Origin of the sequence: Pseudomonas yangonensis (assembly GCF_009932725.1) — a bacterium.
Taxonomy (GTDB): Bacteria; Pseudomonadota; Gammaproteobacteria; order Pseudomonadales; family Pseudomonadaceae; genus Aquipseudomonas; species Aquipseudomonas yangonensis.
In genome coordinates this window covers 130,867-147,080 of sequence record NZ_BLJU01000011.1, presented here as the reverse complement: position 1 = coordinate 147,080, position 16,214 = coordinate 130,867, and the positions used below count along the sequence as shown (strand labels likewise).

Here is a 16,214-nt window from a genome sequence, read left to right as displayed (position 1 = left end):
TCTCCCTGGCTGGCTCTGGCTGAAGTTGCCTGTCAGTATCCACATTTGCTGCACACCATGTTTCGTCATGAGGTGAACTATGGAATACGCACCGGGATTCAGTTCGATCGCCGCCCTGCTCGCCGATGCCGGGCGTGCTGCCATGGTCTGGGCACTGATGGATGGCAGTGCGCGGCCGGCCGGCGAGCTGGCCTTGCTGGCGGGGCTGTCGCCTTCGTCGACCAGCGCGCACCTGGCCAGGCTGGTGGAGGGCGGCCTGCTGGCGCAGCAGCGGCATGGGCGCAATCGCTATTACCGCCTGGCCGGGCCGGAGGTCGGGCAACTGGTGGAGGCGCTGGCCAGTGCCGCACTGGCTGCACAGCCCCGGCAAGCTCGCGCTATACCGACCTCGCGCGGCACGCCTCAGCCCATGCGCGAGGCGCGTACCTGCTATGACCATCTGGCCGGCGAGCTGGCGGTCGGGGTGTTCGCACGCATGCGCGCCGCCAACTGGCTGAGCGAGGCGGGCGGTGCGCTGAAACTGACCGCAAGCGGCGAGCAGGGGCTGCAGGCGCTGGGTATCGATCTGCAGCAGGTAGGCCGTCAGCGCCGCCAGCGTTTGTGCGCCTGCCCGGACTGGAGCGAGCGCAAGCCGCATCTGGGCGGCGCACTCGGTGCGGCGTTGCTGAACCTGTGCGAAGGCGAGGGCTGGCTGCGGCGCAGCAAGGATTCGCGTGCGCTGCAGGTTTCCCCGCAGGGGCGCAGGGCGATCATGGCGATCGCGGCTCTGTAGTTTCGTAGGGCAGGCCGGGCGGCGATCTGCTTTAGCCCACCCAACAAAGGTTGAACGCAGTTTCGGTGGGCTGAAGCCCACCTTGCGCCTGCTACCAAGGGATGCCAATGCATCACCGCGTAGGAGCCCCGCCCCGGGGCGAAGCTTTTCGTCGCGGGGCGCGACTCCTACGGGTGTGGCCTTAGGCCTGGGCGCTCACCGGCTTGCCGCCCTTGGGTTTGAAATACAGGGTGGTGCCGCGGGCGAGGTTGTCCAGGCTGACGTGGTCCTTGGCCACCTCGGCCTCGATCAGCTCGTCCTGACCTTCGACCTTGAGGGTGATGCGGGTAATGGCGCCGAGCAGGCGGATATCGCGCACTTCGCCAGCCTGGTGATCGGCGGCCGGCTCGGTGCGCAGGTCGACCTCGTGCGGGCGGAACAGCACGTGGTGGTCGCTGCCGACGTAGAGGCGGTTGGCGTCACCGAGGAAGTGGTAGACGAAGTCATTGGCCGGATGCTCGTAAACCTCGGCCGGGGTGCCGATCTGCTCGATCACGCCCTTGTTCATCACCACGATGCGGTCGGCCACTTCCATGGCTTCTTCCTGGTCGTGGGTCACGAACACGCTGGTCAGGTGCACTTCCTCGTGCAGGCGCGCCAGCCAGCGGCGCAGTTCCTTGCGCACCTTCGCATCCAGTGCGCCGAAGGGTTCGTCGAGCAGCAACACCTTGGGCTCCACCGCCAGGGCGCGGGCCAGGGCGATACGCTGGCGCTGGCCGCCGGAGAGCTGCTCCGGATAGCGGTCGCCGAGCCAGTCGAGCTGCACCAGGTTGAGCAGCTCGTGCACCTTCTGCTTGATCACCTCTTCGCTCGGGCGCTCGCGCTTGGGCTTCATGCGCAGGCCGAAGGCAACGTTGTCGAACACCGTCATGTGGCGGAACAGCGCGTAATGCTGGAACACGAAGCCGACGTTGCGATCACGCACGTCGTGCTCGGACACGTCCTCGCCATGGAAGCCGATGCTGCCGCTGTCCGGGGTTTCCAGGCCGGCGATGATGCGCAGCAGGGTGGTCTTGCCGCAGCCGGACGGGCCGAGCAGGGCGACCAGCTCGCCGCTCTGGATGCTCAGGTTGATTTCGTTCAGCGCCTTGAACTGGCCGAACTGCTTGTTGACGCCTTTGACTTCGATACTCATGGCTAATGCTCCGTGGGCCGGGCCGCCTGCTGGCGGCGCTACGGCGGTCAGTCTTCTCGGTTGGCTTGCAACTGGCGGGTCAGGCGCGCTTCGCTCCATTGGCGAAGCAGCAGCACCACCAGGGCCATGACGAGCAGCAGGATCGCCACGCTGAAGGCCGCGACGATGTTGTACTCGTTGTAGAGAATCTCGATATGCAGCGGCAGGGTGTTGGTGTAACCGCGGATATGTCCGGAAACCACCGAAACTGCGCCGAATTCGCCCATCGCACGGGCGGTGCACAGCACCACGCCGTAGATCAGCGCCCATTTTACGTTAGGCAGCGTGACATGCCAGAACATCTGCCAGCCGTTGGCACCGAGCAGGCGTGCGGCCTCTTCCTCGGTGGTGCCCTGTTCCTCCATCAGCGGGATCAGCTCACGGGCGACGAAGGGGAAGGTGACGAAGATGGTGGCCAGGACGATGCCGGGCACGGCGTAGACGATCTGCAGGTCGTGCGAGTCGAGATACGGTGCGAGCACGCTCTGCGAGCCGAACAGCAGCACGTAGATCAGGCCGGCGACCACGGGCGATACCGAGAAGGGCATGTCGATCAGGGTGATCAGGATGCTCTTGCCGCGGAACTCGAACTTGGTCACCGCCCAGGCCGCGGCGAGGCCGAACACCAGGTTCAGCGGTACCGAGATGGCGGTCGCCAGCAGGGTGAGTTTCAGCGCCGAGATGGCGTCCGGCTCGCTGATCGCCTCCCAGAAGAATTCCAGGCCGCGGCTCAGGCCCTGGGTCACCACCATGTACAGCGGCAATACGAGAATCGCGGCGAACACCGCCCAGGCGATGACGATCAGGACGATGGCGCCGACGGAGCGGCTGGCCGGGCGCGCAGCCGCGCTCTGGCCAAGGGTTGCAAGGCTCATGACGGGCTCCTCAGAGTTGCGGCTGGATGCGGCGCTGCAGGATGTTGATCAGCAGCAGCAGGAGGAACGACACCACCAGCATGATCACGCCGATGGCGGTGGCGCCCGGATAGTCGTACTGGTCGAGTTTGGACACGATCAGCAGCGGCAGGATCTCGGTCTTCAGCGGGATGTTGCCGGCGATGAACACCACCGAGCCGTACTCGCCGACGCCGCGGGCGAAGGCCAGCGCGAAGCCGGTCAGCCAGGCGGGCAGCAGGCTCGGCAGCAAGATGTGGCGGAACACCTGCAGCGGCTTGGCGCCCAGGCAGACTGCCGCCTCCTCGACTTCCCTGGGAATGTCGGCCAGTACCGGCTGCAACGTGCGCACCACGAACGGCAGGGTGACGAACACCAGCGCCAGGGTGATGCCCAGCGGGGTGTAGGCGATCTTGAAGGGGAACAGCGAGCCGATCAGGCCGGTTGGCGCATACAGCGCGGTCAGGGCGATGCCGGCCACGGCCGTGGGCAGGGCGAACGGCATGTCGACCATGGCGTCGATGATGCGTCGGCCGGGGAAGGTGTAGCGCACCAGCACCCAGGCGATGATGGTGCCGAGAATGCCATTGAGCAGGGCGGCGGCCAGTGCGGTGCCGAACGAGAGTTTCAGCGAGAACTGCAGCTGGCGGTTGTTCAGCAATGCCCACCACTGTTCGCCGGTCAGTTGCAGCGAGAAGAGGAACATCGCCCCCAGCGGAATCAGCACGATCAACGCCAGGTAGGTGATGGTGTAGCCCAGGGTCAGCCCGAAGCCGGGTATGACCGGGGAAATGCGACGAGACATGGAGTGTCCTTTTACCCAAAGACAGCGATCGGGAGCCGCGCCCAGCAGGCGCGGCTCCAGTGGCGAATCTCGCGAGGCAATCGCGAATGAATTCCGCTGCTACTGGTTGATCTTGCTGAAGATCTGGTCGAACACGCCGCCGTCGTCGAAGTACTTGGGCTGGGCCTGTTTCCAGCCGCCGAAGTCCTTGTCGATGGTCACCAGCTTGAGGTCCTGGAACTGGTCCTTGAACTCGGCTGCGACCTTTTCGTTGCGTGGGCGATAGAAGTTCTTCGCGGCGATGCGCTGGCCTTCTTCGCTGTACAGATGTTTCAGGTAAGCCTCGGCCAGGGCTCGGGTGCCCTTGCGCTCGACGTTGGCGTCGACCACCGCTACCGGCGGCTCGGCAAGGATCGACAGCGACGGGGTGACGATCTCCAGCTGGTCGCCGCCTTCTTCGGCCAGCGACAGATAGGCTTCGTTTTCCCAGGCCAGCAACACGTCACCCAGGCCACGCTGGACGAAGCTGATGGTCGCGCCACGGGCGCCGGTATCCAGCACCGGGGCGTGGCGGTACAGCTCGGTGACGAACTCCAGGGCTTTGTCTTCGCTGCCGAACTTCTCGCGGGCGTAGGCCCAGGCGGCGAGGAAGTTCCAGCGTGCGCCGCCGGAGGTTTTCGGGTTCGGGGTGATGACCTCCACGCCGTCTTTGACCAGGTCATCCCAGTCCTTGATGCCTTTCGGGTTGCCCTTGCGTACCAGGAACACGATGGTCGAGGTGTAGGGCGTGCTGTTGTCCGGCAGGCGTGCCTGCCAGTTCGGGTCGATCAATTGCTGGTTGAGGTTCAGCGCGTCGATGTCGCCGGACAGTGCCAGAGTCACCACGTCGGCGCGCAGGCCATCGATCACTGCGCGGGCCTGCTTGCCCGAGCCACCATGGGACTGCTGGATGGCGACGGCCGGGTTGCCTTGCGCTTGCCAGAATTTGTTGAAGGCGGCGTTGTACTCGGCGTACAGCTCGCGGGTCGGGTCGTAGGACACGTTGAGCAGCGGCTGGGCGATGGCCGGGCCGGCGATCAGGGTGCTGGCCAGCGCGGCCAGAGCGAAACGGCGAATGGACATGGTGCAGCTCCTGGACTGGATAGGTTCTTGTGTTGGCGGAGGCGTTGGGGTTGTGGCCCTCTGGTGGTCCAGTCGGGCTGCAGCATGGTTAGTTCTTGGTGTTCGGTTGTTGCAGGCGGATCTTTTCCTTGCGCTCGATCTGCACCACCTGGCCGTTGTGTACGGTGATCTCCACCGAGCCGAATTTCAGGCCATGCAGGGCGGTCTGGATCTCGTGCAGGATGCTGGCTTCATCCTGGCCTTCGAGGTTTCTCAGCGTCGCGGTCATTTCCAGGCTCCTTATGAACAGGTCGCCACGGCGGCGTAACGAGTGCCGACGCTGGCGTGGAGCGGATAGTAGAGAGACCGAAATATTCTTAAAAATATTGTTTAAGAACATTTATATGCCTTTTGGAAATATAAATACTGCGTGGCATGGATGATCTAATGGAATAAGCAAAGAAATTCTTATTCTTTTTGTATTTGATTTGAGCTGCTTAGACTGACGCCATTCGATTCAAGGAGGCGCCGTCATGGGCAGCGAAGCAATCCGTTATCTGATCCTGCCGGGCTGGCAGGGCTCGCCCGAGGAACACTGGCAGAGCCACTGGCAGCGCAGCCTGCCGAACAGCTCGCGCGTGGAGCAGGCCGACTGGCTCCATCCAGGGCGCGCCGACTGGGTGAGCGAACTGAACCGCGCCGTGGCCGCCGACCCGCGCCCTGCCATCCTGATCGCCCATAGCCTGGGCTGCGTCACCGTCGCCCACTGGGCGGCGCAGGCACCGATCGATCTGCTGCGTCGCGTACGCGGCGCCCTGCTGGTGGCGCCGGCCGATGTCGAGCGCCCGGGCTGCCCCGCACCACTGCAGAATTTCGCACCGATGCCGCGCGATCTGCTGCCCTTTCCCAGCCTGCTGGTGGGCTCCGACAACGATGCGGCGGCCAGCGCCCTGCGTGCCCTGGAGCTGGCGCGTGCCTGGGGTAGCGAGGCGGCGATTCTGAGCGGGGTCGGGCATATCAACGTGAAGTCCGGGCACCACCATTGGGAGCAGGGCTTCGGCTATCTGTATCGCCTGCAGAGTCGCATTGAACAGCAGACGCGCCTGCGCGCCTGAGCGTCCCCTCGGGGCGAACTTTTTCGGAGCGGGAACGGGCCAGGCAGCCGCCCGCTCTTTTTTACTCGACTACGGGCTGCGTCTACCGAGGCGCGGCCTTGGAGCTGCACGTCATGAGCTTTGCACCCGACTTCCCGGCGCCGCTGACCTTCGCCGATTCGGACAAGAGCCCGCTGAGCATTCGGGCCAAGGCGCTGGTGTTCGTCGACCCGCGTTCACGTCAGTTGCGCGAACGCGCCGAGGCGCTGGCGGGCAATGGTCAGCCGCTGCTGATCCTTGGCGAGACCGGCACCGGCAAGGAGTTGCTGGCGCGCTACATCCACCGGCAGAGCGAGCGCGGCGGCCTGTTCGTCGCACTGAGCTGCGCGGCGATCAGCCCGCAATGGGGCGAGGCCGAGCTGTTCGGCCATGTCGGCGGCGCCCATGTCGGGGCCGCCAGCAGCCGCGCCGGCTGGTTCGGTTCGGCCAATGGCGGCACGCTGTACCTGGACGAAATCGCCGATCTTTCGCGCCCGTTGCAGAGCAAGCTGCTGGCCGCGCTGGAAACCCGCGAGGTGTATCGCGTCGGCGCCAGCCAGGCCCTGCCGGTGGATGTGCGCCTGGTGGCGGCGAGCAGCATCGATCTGGCCCGCGCGGTGGCCGCCGGCACCTTTGATGAGCGCCTGTACGCCTACCTGTGCGACGGTCAGCTGCTGTTCCCGGCGCTGCGCCAGCGGGTCGGCGACATCCTGCCGCTGGCTGAGTACTTCCTCGGCATCCACGCCTCGCGCCTGGGCCTGGCCATCCCGCCGATCAGCCCGGCGGCGCAGGCCGTGCTGGAGTCGCACCGCTGGCCGGGCAATACACGCGAGCTGGAGAACGTCATCCACTTCGGCCTGCTATTGGCCGGCAACGGCGAAATCGGACCGGAGCATCTGGAGTTGCCTGGGAGCGTGTAATCGCCCCGGATTGCATCCGCTACGAACCTGCGGCATCTGCGTGTACTCGGCGCACCCTAAGGCGCCAGCAGCGACACCGACTTGATCTGCGCCCACAGCGCCTGGCCGGCATGAATGTCCAGCTGATCGAAGGAATAGCGGGTGATCCGCGCCAGCAGGCGTTGCTCGCCCAGGCGCAAGGTCAGCAGCATCTGCGCATCGAGCGCCTGCCAGCTTTCCACCGTCGCCGGCAGCAGGTTGAGCAGGCTGCTGCCCTCGGCGCGTTGCAGGCTGAGGCTGACGTCGCGTGCCTTGATCTTCACCCGCACCGGATGGCCGTTGGGCAATACCGCGTGAGGCAGGCGCAGGCGCGCCTCGCTGCCGGGCAGTCGAAGTTCCAGCAGGTCATAGGCGGCAGCATGGCCGCAGACCTCGCCGTCGATCACCGCCTCGGCATCCTCATCGCTGGCGAAGGGCAGGTCGGCGCGCAGCAGGGTTTCCTTGAGCGGGCCGCTGGCGCGCACCTGGCCGTCGTCGAGCAGCACCAGGTGATCGGCCAGGCGCGCCACTTCGTCTGGGGCGTGGCTGACGTAAAGCACGGGAATGTCCAGCTCCTCGTGCAGGCGCTGCAGGTAGGGCAGCACTTCCTGCTTGCGCTTGAGATCCAGCGAGGCCAGCGGCTCGTCCATCAGCAGCAGGCGCGGGCTGGTCACCAGGGCGCGGGCGATGCCGACGCGCTGCCGTTCGCCACCGGACAGCGCTGACGGCATACGCTCGAGCAGATGGCCGATGCCCAGCAACTCCAGCGCCTGATCCAGCGCGACCCTGCGCTGCGCGTCCGGGATGCGTTTCTGCCCGTACTGCAGATTGCCGCGCACGCTCAGGTGCGGGAACAGGTTGGCGTCCTGGAACACGTAGCCGATGGCGCGCTGGTGCGCCGGCAGAAAGCAGCCGCGCCCGCTGTCCTGCCAGAGTTCGCCGGCCACCTGCAGGTAGCCCTGCTGCGGGCGCTCCAGCCCGGCGAAGCAGCGCAGGCAACTGGTCTTGCCCGAGCCGGAATGACCGAACAGGGCGCTGACGCCCCGCGCCGGCAGGTCGAGATTCACATCCAGGCGAAACTCGGCGCGCTGCAGCACGAAGCGTGCGCGGATACGCCCGTCGTCACTGACGACAGGCGCCTTGGCCTTGCCGAATCCGAACATCACAGCGCCCTCACCCTGGTGCTGCGGCCGCCGTATAGCGCCAGCAGGACGATGAAGGAGAACGCCACCATGCCGCCGGCCAGCCAGTGCGCCTGGGCGTAGTTCAGGGTCTCCACGTGGTTGTAGATCTGCACCGACACCACCTGGGTCTTGCCGGGGATATTGCCGCCGATCATCAGCACCACGCCGAACTCACCGACCGTATGGGCGAAGGCCAGGATCGCGGCGGTGACGAATCCCGGGCGGGCCAGCGGCAGCACCACGCTGAAGAACGTATCCCAAGGGTTGGCGCGCAGGGTCGCGGCGGCCTCAAGCGGGCCGCGGCCGATGGCCTCGAAGGCGTTCTGCAAGGGCTGCACGACGAAGGGCAGGGAGTAGAAGATCGAACCGATCACCAGGCCGGTGAAGCTGAAGGTGAAGGTGCCAAGGCCGAGACTCTGCGTCAGCTGACCGAAGAAACCGTTGGGGCCCATGCTCACCAGCAGGTAGAAGCCGATCACCGTCGGCGGCAGCACCAGCGGCAATGCGACGATGGCGCCGACCGGGCGCTTGAGCCAGGAGTCGGTGCGGGTCAGCCACAGCGCGATGGGCGTGCCAATGATCAGCAGCAGCACGGTGGTCAGCGAGGCCAGCTCCAGGGTCAGGAGAATGGCGTCGAGGTCGTTCTTGGACAGCGGCATGCAGGGATTCCGGAAGTGGCGAATGTAGCCCGGATGCAATCCGGGCTAGGGCAGTTTATAGCCGAAGGATTCGATCACCCTGGCTGCTTCCGGGCCCTGCAGGTACTCGACCAGCGCTGCCGCGGCCGGGTTGCCCGCGCCGTGCTTGAGGATCACCGCATCCTGCCGGATCGGCTCGTACATGGCGTCTGGCACGATCCAGGCCGAGCCGCTGCCGAGCTTGCCGTCCTTGTACACCTGCGACAGCGCAACGAAGCCCAGCTCGGCATTACCGGTGGAGACGAACTGGTGCGCCTGGGTGATGTTCTGGCCCTCGACCAGCTTGGCTTTCACCGCTTCGCTGAGGCCCAGCTTGTCCAGCACCTGCGTTGCGGCCAGGCCGTAGGGGGCGGCCTTCGGGTTGGCAATGGACAGGTGCCTGAACTGGCCGGCCTGCAGCGCCGCGTCCGTACCGTCGAGGTAGGCGGCGTCGGCCGACCACAGCACCAGGCTGCCGATGGCATAGGTAAAGCGCGAGCCCGGAGCGGTCGCTCCTTCACGCTCCAGCCTGGCCGGCGTGGTGTCGTCGGCGCTGAGCAGCACATCGAATGGCGCACCGTTGTTGATCTGTGCGTAGAACTGCCCGGTAGCGCCGAAGGAAGCCACCAGCTTGTGCCCGGTGGCTTTCTCGAATGCAGGCGCGATGGCCTGGACCGGCGCGGTGAAGTTGGCGGCTACCGCAACCTTGACTTCGCCAGCGAAGGCGCCGCCGGCGAACAGCAGGCCAAGGGCGAGCAGGCTGCGCTTGAGAGGCTTGAGCATGTGGATTCCCTGTCGTTTTTAGGCGAGCACTCGGCCCGGGCAGCAGGCTGAATGCGGCAATCCTACCTCGTTATATTATTTTGTATATAGCGTTTGTCTGGCAGGCCGGGAGGGTATCCACGTGCGAGACTGAAAATGCGCAGGTTCGTGGGCTAGGTCAGGCTGAGGATTGCCTTGGTGGAGAAGCCCGGCAACTTGGCACGTTGCTTCTCGGCTACGGGCGCGGTTCTTCCGTTGGAGTTTGCGCGAATGTCACGGCTCCTGCTTGCGCTCGCTCGCCGGCACGGGATGGCCGAACAGGAAACCCTGGAAGTGAGAGCAGCCCTGGGCCTTGAGTTGCTCGAGCTGCTCTTCGGTTTCCACGCCCTCGGCGGTGGTCTTGATCTGCAGGCTGCTGCTCATGCCGGTGATGGCGCGCACGATGGACATCGCTTCGGGGCTGTGGACCATGTCGTTGATGAACGATTTGTCGATCTTGATGCGGTCGAAGGCGAACGAGCGCAGGTAGCTCAGCGACGAATAGCCGGTGCCGAAGTCGTCCAGTGCGATGGTCACCCCCAGGGCCTTGAGGCGCTTGAGCGTTTCGATATTGCCTTCGCTGTTGTCGAGCAGCACGGACTCGGTGATCTCCAGTTCCAGGCGCTGCGGCGCCAGGCCGGAATCCTGCAGCGCCAGTGCCACGATGTGCACCAGCTCAGCGTTTCTGAATTGCGCGGGTGACAGGTTGACTGCCACCGTCTGCTCGGTGCCCCAGCTGGCCGCTTCCTGGCAGGCCAGGTTGAGCGCGCGTGCGCCTATCTCGTTGATCAGCCCGGTTTCCTCGGCCAGTGGAATGAAGTCCATGGGCATCACCAGGCCGTTGAGCGGATGGTGCCAGCGCATCAGCGCCTCATAGCCGGAGATGTGTTCGCTCTGCTGGTCGATGATCGGCTGATAATGCAGCTGCAGCTGACCCAGGTGCAGGGCCGTGCGCAAGTCCGTTTCCATGGTGCGCCGACGCCGTGCGGCGGCGTCCAGTTCCGGGTGAAAGTATTCGAAGCGATTGCGCCCGTTGCGCTTGGCTTCATACAGCGCCATGTCGGCATAGCGCAGCAGCTGGTCTGCGCTGTCATGGTCGTGCGGCGCGATGGCTACGCCGATGCTCAGGCCGACGGTGAAACTGTGATCGTCGATGAGAAAGGCCGGCGCCACCACATCGATCAGGCGCTGGGCGGTGCGATGGGCATCTTCGGCGTGCTCCAGATGGCGCAGGACCACGGCAAATTCGTCGCCGCCGAGCCGGGCCAGGGTGTCTTGATCGCGCAGGGTGCCCTTGAGCCGCGCCGCCAGCGAACGCAGCAGGCGATCGCCGAAGGCATGGCCGAGGGCGTCGTTGATGTTCTTGAAATTGTCCAAGTCCAGACACAGCACGCCGACCAGCGATCGCCCGACGCTGCTTTCGGCTAGCGCCTCGTGCAGGCGCTCGGCGAACAGGGTGCGGTTGGCCAGCCCGGTCAGCGCATCGTGATGCGCCATGTGGTGGATCTGGGCATGCGCGGCCAGCTCGTCGGTAACATCTTCCGCGATCATCAGCACATAGCCGCTCTGGTCTGCTTCGCTCTCGCTGACTACCACACGGGTACGCAGCGTACGTGCCCCTGAGGGTGTTTGCAGACACTCTTCGGTCGGCTGGGCGCTGTCGCTGCGTGCGCCCTGCTCGGTCTGCATATCGATATAACGGGCTATGTCCGGCGCCAGGCAGGCACGAGGATGCTGGCCGATCATCGTCTGAGCATCGCAGCCGAACAGGCGTTCAGCCTGCGGATTGGCCAGCAGGATCTCGCCGCTGTGGAGATTGCGGACGATCAGGCTGGCAGGGATATTGCCGATTACCGAATCGAGGAAGCGCGACAACTTGCGCATTTCCTCGCTGTAGCTTTCTGCCAGCTCCTTGGCCTTGAGCAACTCCTGCTCGTGGCGGCGGCGTTCGGTGATGTCGCGGGTGATCTTGGCGAAGCCGATCAACCGGCCATCCTCGTCGCGCACCGCATCGATGATCACATGCGCCCAGAATGACGAGCCATCCTTGCGTCGCCGCCAGCCGGTGGCTTCGAAACGACCGGTTTCGCGCGCCTGCTCCAGGCCCCTTTGCGGCACACCGGCCTTGCGCTCCTCCTCGCTGTAGAACACCGAAAAATGCTGGCCGACGATTTCCGAGGCCTGGTAGCCCTTGGCACGTTGCGCGCCGGCATTCCAGTTGGTGACCACGCCCTCCGGGCTGAGCAGGTAGATGGCGTAATCCACCACGCTCTGTACCAGCAGGCGATACATCGTGTCGGAATTGAGATCGATAGGCGGCATTGCAACGGTACCTGCGTGAAGAATAGCGACGCAGGTTCGGGCCTGCGTATCTGCCGTCCTGGCTGGACGCAGCCCGGGGTTTGCACAGTAGATCGTTCAGAGGCGGGCTGCTGGAAAGTTTGCCCGCATGGACGGTGTTTTGCCAGCCAGGCGCAGGCACCGAGGCTTCTGGTGCGTGGCCTGGAGGTGCGCCGGTCAGCGCGCCTTGTGCTTGCCCGCCGACAGGCGCGAGACGCCAAGCAGCACCAGTGCCAGCCCGCCGATCTGGTACAGGGTGATGGCTTCGCCGAGCAACGCCCAGGCGGCGAACAGGGTCAGCACCGGGCCCAGGTTGCCGAATAGCGCGGCGTGACTGGCGCCCATGCGCTGCACGGCCAGTGCCATCCAGTAGATCGGCAGCACCGTCGACAGCAGCGCCATTAGCGAGCCGTGCAGCCATACCGCCGCCGGCAGGTTGAGCAAATGCGCGGGGTCGCGGGTTAGGCCGTAATGCACCAGCACCATGACCGCCGAGGCGCCTCCGGCCAGCCCCGCGAGGCGCATCGAGCCGACCCGGCGAATCACCACGCCGGTGCCCAGGTAATACAGGGCGTAGGTCACCGCGCTGGCGAACACCCAGGCCGCACCCAGCAGGATCTGCTCGCTGTCGCCCTCGACGCGGATGTCATGCACCAGGGCGATGCCCAGGCCCAGGTAGCACAGTCCCATGGCCAGGAAGGTACGCGGCCCTGGTCGCTCACCCATCGCCAGCATCTGCAACAGCACCACCAGCGTCGGGTAGGTGAACAGGATCAGCCGCTCCAGTCCGGCGCTGATGTACTGCAGGCCATAGAAATCGAACAGGCTCGACAGGTAGTAACCGAACATCCCCAGCAACAGAACGTGCGCCCAGTCCTTCGCCGACAAGCGCGTTTGCGTGGTGCCCCGGCTCAGCCACAGCAGCCAGGCGAACAGCGGCAGCGCCAGGCCCATGCGCAGACTCAGCACCGTGACGGCATCCACCGGCGCCGCGGCGTATGCGAGTTTGACGAACACGGCTTTCAGGCTGAAACCGGTGGCAGAGAGCACGGCGAACAGCACGCCGCTGTCCAGGCTGCGACGGTACGAGGCGGTCAGTGCATTCATGATCAAGGCTGCGCTAGGGATCGAGCTGTTATTCTGCGTGGAAAGCCACCCGGCAAGAATCGCAATTTCACGAAGACAGCTTTCTGATCTGGAGAAGGCTCATGCATTTCGATCTGCCCGACCTGCGCCTGATCGCGGCGATTGCCGCCACCGGCAGCCTGAGCAAGGCGGCGGCCACCTTTCCTGTCGCCGTGTCGGCGGCCAGCACCCGCCTGCGCCTGTTCGAGGAGCGCTGCGGCTTGACGCTGTTCCTGCGTAGCAGCGATGGCATGAGCCTGACCCCTGCCGGGCGGCTGGTGCTTGAGGCCTGCCAGGGCGTGCTGAAGGAGGCCCGCCAGCTCAGCGATACCCTGCAGGAGCTCAAGGGCGAGCGGCGCATCACGCTACGCCTGGCGGCTTCCACCGTGGCCAACAGTACCTTTCTGCCAGCGGCGCTCGGGCCGTTTCTGGCCGATTACCCGGAGGTGGATCTGCAGCTGGCCGAGTACAACAGCAAGGATGTGCTGCATGCGATCAGGGATGGCGGCATCGATATCGGCGTGTACGACGGCAACCTGCCCACCGATGGCCTGCTGTCACTGCCGTTTCGCAACGACCGCCTGGTGCTGCTGGTGCCCCAGGGGCACGCGCTGATCGGGCAGCGTCCGGCGTCACTGCGCAGCGCGCTGAACTTCTCCTTCGTCTGCCTGCCGGCCGAGCGCGCGATGCAGCGCTTCATCGAATATATGGCGGTGCGCAACGCCTTACCGCTCAAGGTGCGCGTGCGTGCACCGAGCTTCGATGCCATCGCCCAACTGGTGGCGCAGGGCGTCGGCGTGGCGATGTTGCCCGAGGTGGCCGCGACCCGTTTCGCCCAGGAGCTGCCGGTGGCGGTGGTGATGCTGGAGGATGTCTGGGCCACCCGTGAGCTGCGTCTGTGCGTGCGCAGCTGGGAGGCGCTGTCATCTCATGCGCGGCAACTGGTCAGCTATCTCTCGCCCGAGCGACCATCCGCCGACAGCCGGCGCTTTTGATTCGGTAGGAGCGGCTTCAGCCGCGATAGAACGATCGCCGCTAAAGCGCCTCCCACGGCTTGACCAACTGCGCTCCGGCGTTGACACATGTGATGTGGGAGGGGCTTCAGCCGCGACAATCGCCGCTCAAGAACCGCCCACCGCGCATCACTTGAAGAACTGGCTGGGCGTCAGGCCGAACTGCTTCTTGAACATGGTGGTGAAGGCGCTGGGGCTGTCGTAACCCAGCTCGCCGGCGATGTCGATGATCTTCTCGCCTAGGGCGATGCGCTCCAGCGCCAGCAGCAGGCGCGCCTGCTGGCGCCACTGGCCGAAGGTCATGCCGGTGCCCTTCTGGAACAGGCGCTGGATGGTTTTCTCGTCCAGGCCCAGGCGGGCGCTCCAGTTGGCCAGGGTGGAGGCGTCGCCGGGGTTGTCCTGCAGCGTTGAACAGATCGGCTGGATGCGCGGGTCGGCCGGCTGCGGCAGATGCAGCGGCAGGGTCGGCAGGATGCGCAGCTCATCGAGGATCAGGCGCATTACCCGCGCTTCGCGCGAGTCATCGACGTAGGGCTGGGTGATGTCCACGGCGGCGCGGATCAGTTCGCTCAGCAGCGGCGAGATGGCCACGGCGCGGCACTCGTCGGGCATGTCCGGCAGGCTGTCGGGGCGCACGAACATGCTGCGCATCTTCACGCTGCCGACGCAGCGGATCGCATGCACCTGGCCGCACGGCATCCAGATTCCCCGGCTGGGCGGCACCGTCCACTGGTTCATTGCCGAGGTCACCACCATTACACCGGAGATGGCGTAGATCAACTGATGCTTGTTGCGGTGCGAGTGCGGCTCGATGACGGCGTTGAGCGGGTAATCGGTGGCGCTGCTGCTGACCAGCCAGGGCGCGGCATCGATCTCGGCCAGCCGCTTATCAGGGAGACGCATGCTTGGTGCCTTTTTTGCGAGGGTAGCTGCCTTTTCTTCGTGAGACAGGCGACAGGGCGGAGCCTAGCATAGCGCCGTTCCTCAACTGGTTCGGAAGTTTCAAACATGTCCAGCAGCCCCGCCGCTACCTCCCTGGCCGGCGCCTCGCCCGTCAGCCAGGCCAATACCTTGGTGATGCGCGTGATCGGCGCCTGCGCCCTGGCGCACCTGATCAACGACCTGATCCAGGCGGTTTTGCCCGCCATCTACCCGATGCTCAAGCTCAACTACGGCCTGAGCTTCGCCCAGATCGGCCTGATCACCCTGACCTTCCAGCTAACCGCCTCGCTGCTGCAGCCCTGGGTGGGCTATCACACCGACCGCCATCCCAAGCCCTGGCTGCTGCCGGCCGGCTCGCTGTGCACCCTGGTCGGCATCCTCATGCTGGCTTTCGTTGGCAGCTTCCCGGCTATCCTCCTGGCTTCGGCGTTGGTGGGCATCGGCTCCTCGACCTTCCACCCCGAGGCGTCGCGCATCGCTCGCCTGGCCTCGGGCGGGCGCTACGGCCTGGCACAGTCCACCTTCCAGGTCGGCGGCAATGCCGGCACCGCCTTCGGCCCGCTGCTGGCGGCGGCGATCATCATTCCCTACGGCCAGGGCAACGTCGCCTGGTTCGGCCTGTTCGCCGCCTTCGCCATCGTCGTGCTGTACGGCCTGAGCCGCTGGTATCGCCACCACCTGACGCTGTTCAAGCTCAAGCAGGGCAGCGCGGCCACTCACGGCCTGTCGGCCGGGCGGGTGAAGTTCGCCCTGCTGATCCTGGCGTTGCTGGTGTTCTCCAAATACTTCTACATGGCCAGTTTCACCAGCTACTTCACCTTCTTCCTGATCGAGAAGTTCGACCTGTCGGTGGCCAGTTCGCAGCTCTACCTGTTTCTCTTCCTCGGAGCGGTGGCCGCCGGCACCTTCTTCGGCGGGCCGATCGGCGATCGCATCGGGCGCAAGCAGGTGATCTGGTTCTCCATCCTCGGCGTGGCGCCGTTCTCCCTGCTGCTGCCGCACGTCGACCTGTTCTGGACGGGCGTGCTGAGCATGCTGATCGGCTTCATCCTCGCCTCGGCGTTCTCCGCCATCGTGGTCTTCGCCCAGGAGCTGATGCCGGGCAACGTCGGCATGATCGCCGGACTGTTCTTCGGCCTGATGTTCGGCTTCGGTGGCATCGGCGGGGCGCTGCTGGGCTACCTGGCGGACATTCACGGCATCGAGGAGGTGTTCCTGATCTGCTCTTTCCTGCCCTTGCTCGGCATCCTGACCGCGCTGTTGCCGTCGCTCAAGAAGCACTAATTAGCCGAAAGGAA

Annotated in this window: 16 protein-coding genes; 5 read left to right on the top strand and 11 right to left on the bottom strand. The window is 65.3% G+C overall.

Going from position 1 to position 16,214, the window contains the following annotated elements:
* The first annotated feature begins 79 nt into the window (after window positions 1-79).
* Window positions 80-772, top strand: coding sequence for an ArsR/SmtB family transcription factor (locus tag GYB81_RS14650; protein ID WP_161867864.1), 693 nt, complete (start codon window positions 80-82; stop codon window positions 770-772).
* 181 nt (window positions 773-953) lie between these two features.
* Here the strand turns inward: GYB81_RS14650 and GYB81_RS14645 are convergent, their stop codons facing one another.
* The 5 genes from GYB81_RS14645 to oscA all read right to left on the bottom strand — a co-directional run bounded on the left by GYB81_RS14645 (window position 954) and on the right by oscA (window position 5,052).
* Window positions 954-1,946, bottom strand: a complete 993-nt coding sequence (locus GYB81_RS14645) for a sulfate/molybdate ABC transporter ATP-binding protein (RefSeq protein WP_161867865.1) — start codon at window positions 1,944-1,946, stop codon at window positions 954-956.
* Window positions 1,947-1,993: 47 nt separating this feature from the next.
* Window positions 1,994-2,860, bottom strand: a complete 867-nt coding sequence (cysW, locus tag GYB81_RS14640; RefSeq protein ID WP_161867866.1) for a sulfate ABC transporter permease subunit CysW — start codon at window positions 2,858-2,860, stop codon at window positions 1,994-1,996.
* Window positions 2,861-2,870: 10 nt separating this feature from the next.
* Entirely contained in the window at window positions 2,871-3,683 is an 813-nt protein-coding gene (gene cysT, locus GYB81_RS14635) for a sulfate ABC transporter permease subunit CysT (protein WP_161867867.1), read from the bottom strand.
* Window positions 3,684-3,782: 99 nt separating this feature from the next.
* A complete protein-coding gene (locus tag GYB81_RS14630; protein ID WP_161867868.1) occupies window positions 3,783-4,784 on the bottom strand; it encodes a sulfate ABC transporter substrate-binding protein in 1,002 nt (333 codons plus the stop codon).
* Between the two features lie 88 nt (window positions 4,785-4,872).
* On the bottom strand, window positions 4,873-5,052 hold the full coding sequence (gene oscA, locus GYB81_RS14625) for a sulfur starvation response protein OscA (RefSeq protein ID WP_161867869.1): 180 nt from the start codon (window positions 5,050-5,052) through the stop codon (window positions 4,873-4,875).
* Between the two features lie 244 nt (window positions 5,053-5,296).
* Between oscA and GYB81_RS14620 the strand changes: the two genes are divergently transcribed.
* Window positions 5,297-5,878 carry an RBBP9/YdeN family alpha/beta hydrolase gene (locus tag GYB81_RS14620; RefSeq protein WP_161867870.1) on the top strand — a complete coding sequence of 194 codons (582 nt, stop codon included), beginning with the start codon at window positions 5,297-5,299 and terminating at the stop codon, window positions 5,876-5,878.
* Between the two features lie 113 nt (window positions 5,879-5,991).
* Window positions 5,992-6,816, top strand: coding sequence for a sigma 54-interacting transcriptional regulator (locus GYB81_RS14615; protein WP_161867871.1), 825 nt, complete (start codon window positions 5,992-5,994; stop codon window positions 6,814-6,816).
* A 56-nt stretch (window positions 6,817-6,872) separates the two neighbouring features.
* On the opposite strand, the gene modC is transcribed toward GYB81_RS14615, so the two are convergent.
* From modC to GYB81_RS14590, 5 genes are all read right to left on the bottom strand, one after another.
* The gene (modC, locus tag GYB81_RS14610) at window positions 6,873-7,997 is read right to left on the bottom strand and encodes a molybdenum ABC transporter ATP-binding protein (RefSeq protein WP_161867872.1); all 1,125 of its coding nucleotides are present in this window, start codon (window positions 7,995-7,997) and stop codon (window positions 6,873-6,875) included.
* Entirely contained in the window at window positions 7,997-8,677 is a 681-nt protein-coding gene (gene modB, locus GYB81_RS14605) for a molybdate ABC transporter permease subunit (protein ID WP_161867873.1), read from the bottom strand. The genes modC and modB overlap by 1 nt, the downstream gene beginning before the upstream one ends.
* Window positions 8,678-8,722: 45 nt before the next feature.
* The gene (gene modA, locus GYB81_RS14600) at window positions 8,723-9,478 is read right to left on the bottom strand and encodes a molybdate ABC transporter substrate-binding protein (protein ID WP_161867874.1); all 756 of its coding nucleotides are present in this window, start codon (window positions 9,476-9,478) and stop codon (window positions 8,723-8,725) included.
* Window positions 9,479-9,730: 252 nt separating this feature from the next.
* The gene (locus tag GYB81_RS14595) at window positions 9,731-11,818 is read right to left on the bottom strand and encodes a putative bifunctional diguanylate cyclase/phosphodiesterase (RefSeq protein WP_233787582.1); all 2,088 of its coding nucleotides are present in this window, start codon (window positions 11,816-11,818) and stop codon (window positions 9,731-9,733) included.
* Window positions 11,819-12,013: 195 nt separating this feature from the next.
* Window positions 12,014-12,943 (bottom strand): DMT family transporter, encoded by a 930-nt coding sequence (locus GYB81_RS14590; protein ID WP_161867875.1) that lies wholly within the window; start codon window positions 12,941-12,943, stop codon window positions 12,014-12,016.
* A 101-nt stretch (window positions 12,944-13,044) separates the two neighbouring features.
* Between GYB81_RS14590 and GYB81_RS14585 the strand changes: the two genes are divergently transcribed.
* Window positions 13,045-13,956 (top strand): LysR family transcriptional regulator, encoded by a 912-nt coding sequence (locus GYB81_RS14585; protein ID WP_161867876.1) that lies wholly within the window; start codon window positions 13,045-13,047, stop codon window positions 13,954-13,956.
* 147 nt (window positions 13,957-14,103) lie between these two features.
* Here GYB81_RS14585 and GYB81_RS14580 read toward each other — a convergent pair whose 3' ends face one another.
* Window positions 14,104-14,877, bottom strand: a complete 774-nt coding sequence (locus GYB81_RS14580) for an AraC family transcriptional regulator (RefSeq protein WP_161867877.1) — start codon at window positions 14,875-14,877, stop codon at window positions 14,104-14,106.
* A gap of 105 nt (window positions 14,878-14,982) precedes the next feature.
* Here GYB81_RS14580 and GYB81_RS14575 point away from each other — a divergent pair, with 105 nt between their 5' ends.
* Window positions 14,983-16,200 (top strand): MFS transporter, encoded by a 1,218-nt coding sequence (locus tag GYB81_RS14575; RefSeq protein ID WP_161867878.1) that lies wholly within the window; start codon window positions 14,983-14,985, stop codon window positions 16,198-16,200.
* Window positions 16,201-16,214 lie beyond the last annotated feature (14 nt).

What these genes read in the sequence shown, in the direction of transcription:
- GYB81_RS14650 (WP_161867864.1), top strand. Translation starts at nt 80, where the DNA reads ATGGAATACGCACCGGGATTCAGTTCGATCGCCGCCCTGCTCGCCGAT.
- GYB81_RS14645 (WP_161867865.1), bottom strand. Translation starts at nt 1,946, where the DNA reads ATGAGTATCGAAGTCAAAGGCGTCAACAAGCAGTTCGGCCAGTTCAAG.
- cysW (WP_161867866.1), bottom strand. Translation starts at nt 2,860, where the DNA reads ATGAGCCTTGCAACCCTTGGCCAGAGCGCGGCTGCGCGCCCGGCCAGC.
- cysT (WP_161867867.1), bottom strand. Translation starts at nt 3,683, where the DNA reads ATGTCTCGTCGCATTTCCCCGGTCATACCCGGCTTCGGGCTGACCCTG.
- GYB81_RS14630 (WP_161867868.1), bottom strand. Translation starts at nt 4,784, where the DNA reads ATGTCCATTCGCCGTTTCGCTCTGGCCGCGCTGGCCAGCACCCTGATC.
- oscA (WP_161867869.1), bottom strand. Translation starts at nt 5,052, where the DNA reads ATGACCGCGACGCTGAGAAACCTCGAAGGCCAGGATGAAGCCAGCATC.
- GYB81_RS14620 (WP_161867870.1), top strand. Translation starts at nt 5,297, where the DNA reads ATGGGCAGCGAAGCAATCCGTTATCTGATCCTGCCGGGCTGGCAGGGC.
- GYB81_RS14615 (WP_161867871.1), top strand. Translation starts at nt 5,992, where the DNA reads ATGAGCTTTGCACCCGACTTCCCGGCGCCGCTGACCTTCGCCGATTCG.
- modC (WP_161867872.1), bottom strand. Translation starts at nt 7,997, where the DNA reads ATGTTCGGATTCGGCAAGGCCAAGGCGCCTGTCGTCAGTGACGACGGG.
- modB (WP_161867873.1), bottom strand. Translation starts at nt 8,677, where the DNA reads ATGCCGCTGTCCAAGAACGACCTCGACGCCATTCTCCTGACCCTGGAG.
- modA (WP_161867874.1), bottom strand. Translation starts at nt 9,478, where the DNA reads ATGCTCAAGCCTCTCAAGCGCAGCCTGCTCGCCCTTGGCCTGCTGTTC.
- GYB81_RS14595 (WP_233787582.1), bottom strand. Translation starts at nt 11,818, where the DNA reads ATGCCGCCTATCGATCTCAATTCCGACACGATGTATCGCCTGCTGGTA.
- GYB81_RS14590 (WP_161867875.1), bottom strand. Translation starts at nt 12,943, where the DNA reads ATGAATGCACTGACCGCCTCGTACCGTCGCAGCCTGGACAGCGGCGTG.
- GYB81_RS14585 (WP_161867876.1), top strand. Translation starts at nt 13,045, where the DNA reads ATGCATTTCGATCTGCCCGACCTGCGCCTGATCGCGGCGATTGCCGCC.
- GYB81_RS14580 (WP_161867877.1), bottom strand. Translation starts at nt 14,877, where the DNA reads ATGCGTCTCCCTGATAAGCGGCTGGCCGAGATCGATGCCGCGCCCTGG.
- GYB81_RS14575 (WP_161867878.1), top strand. Translation starts at nt 14,983, where the DNA reads ATGTCCAGCAGCCCCGCCGCTACCTCCCTGGCCGGCGCCTCGCCCGTC.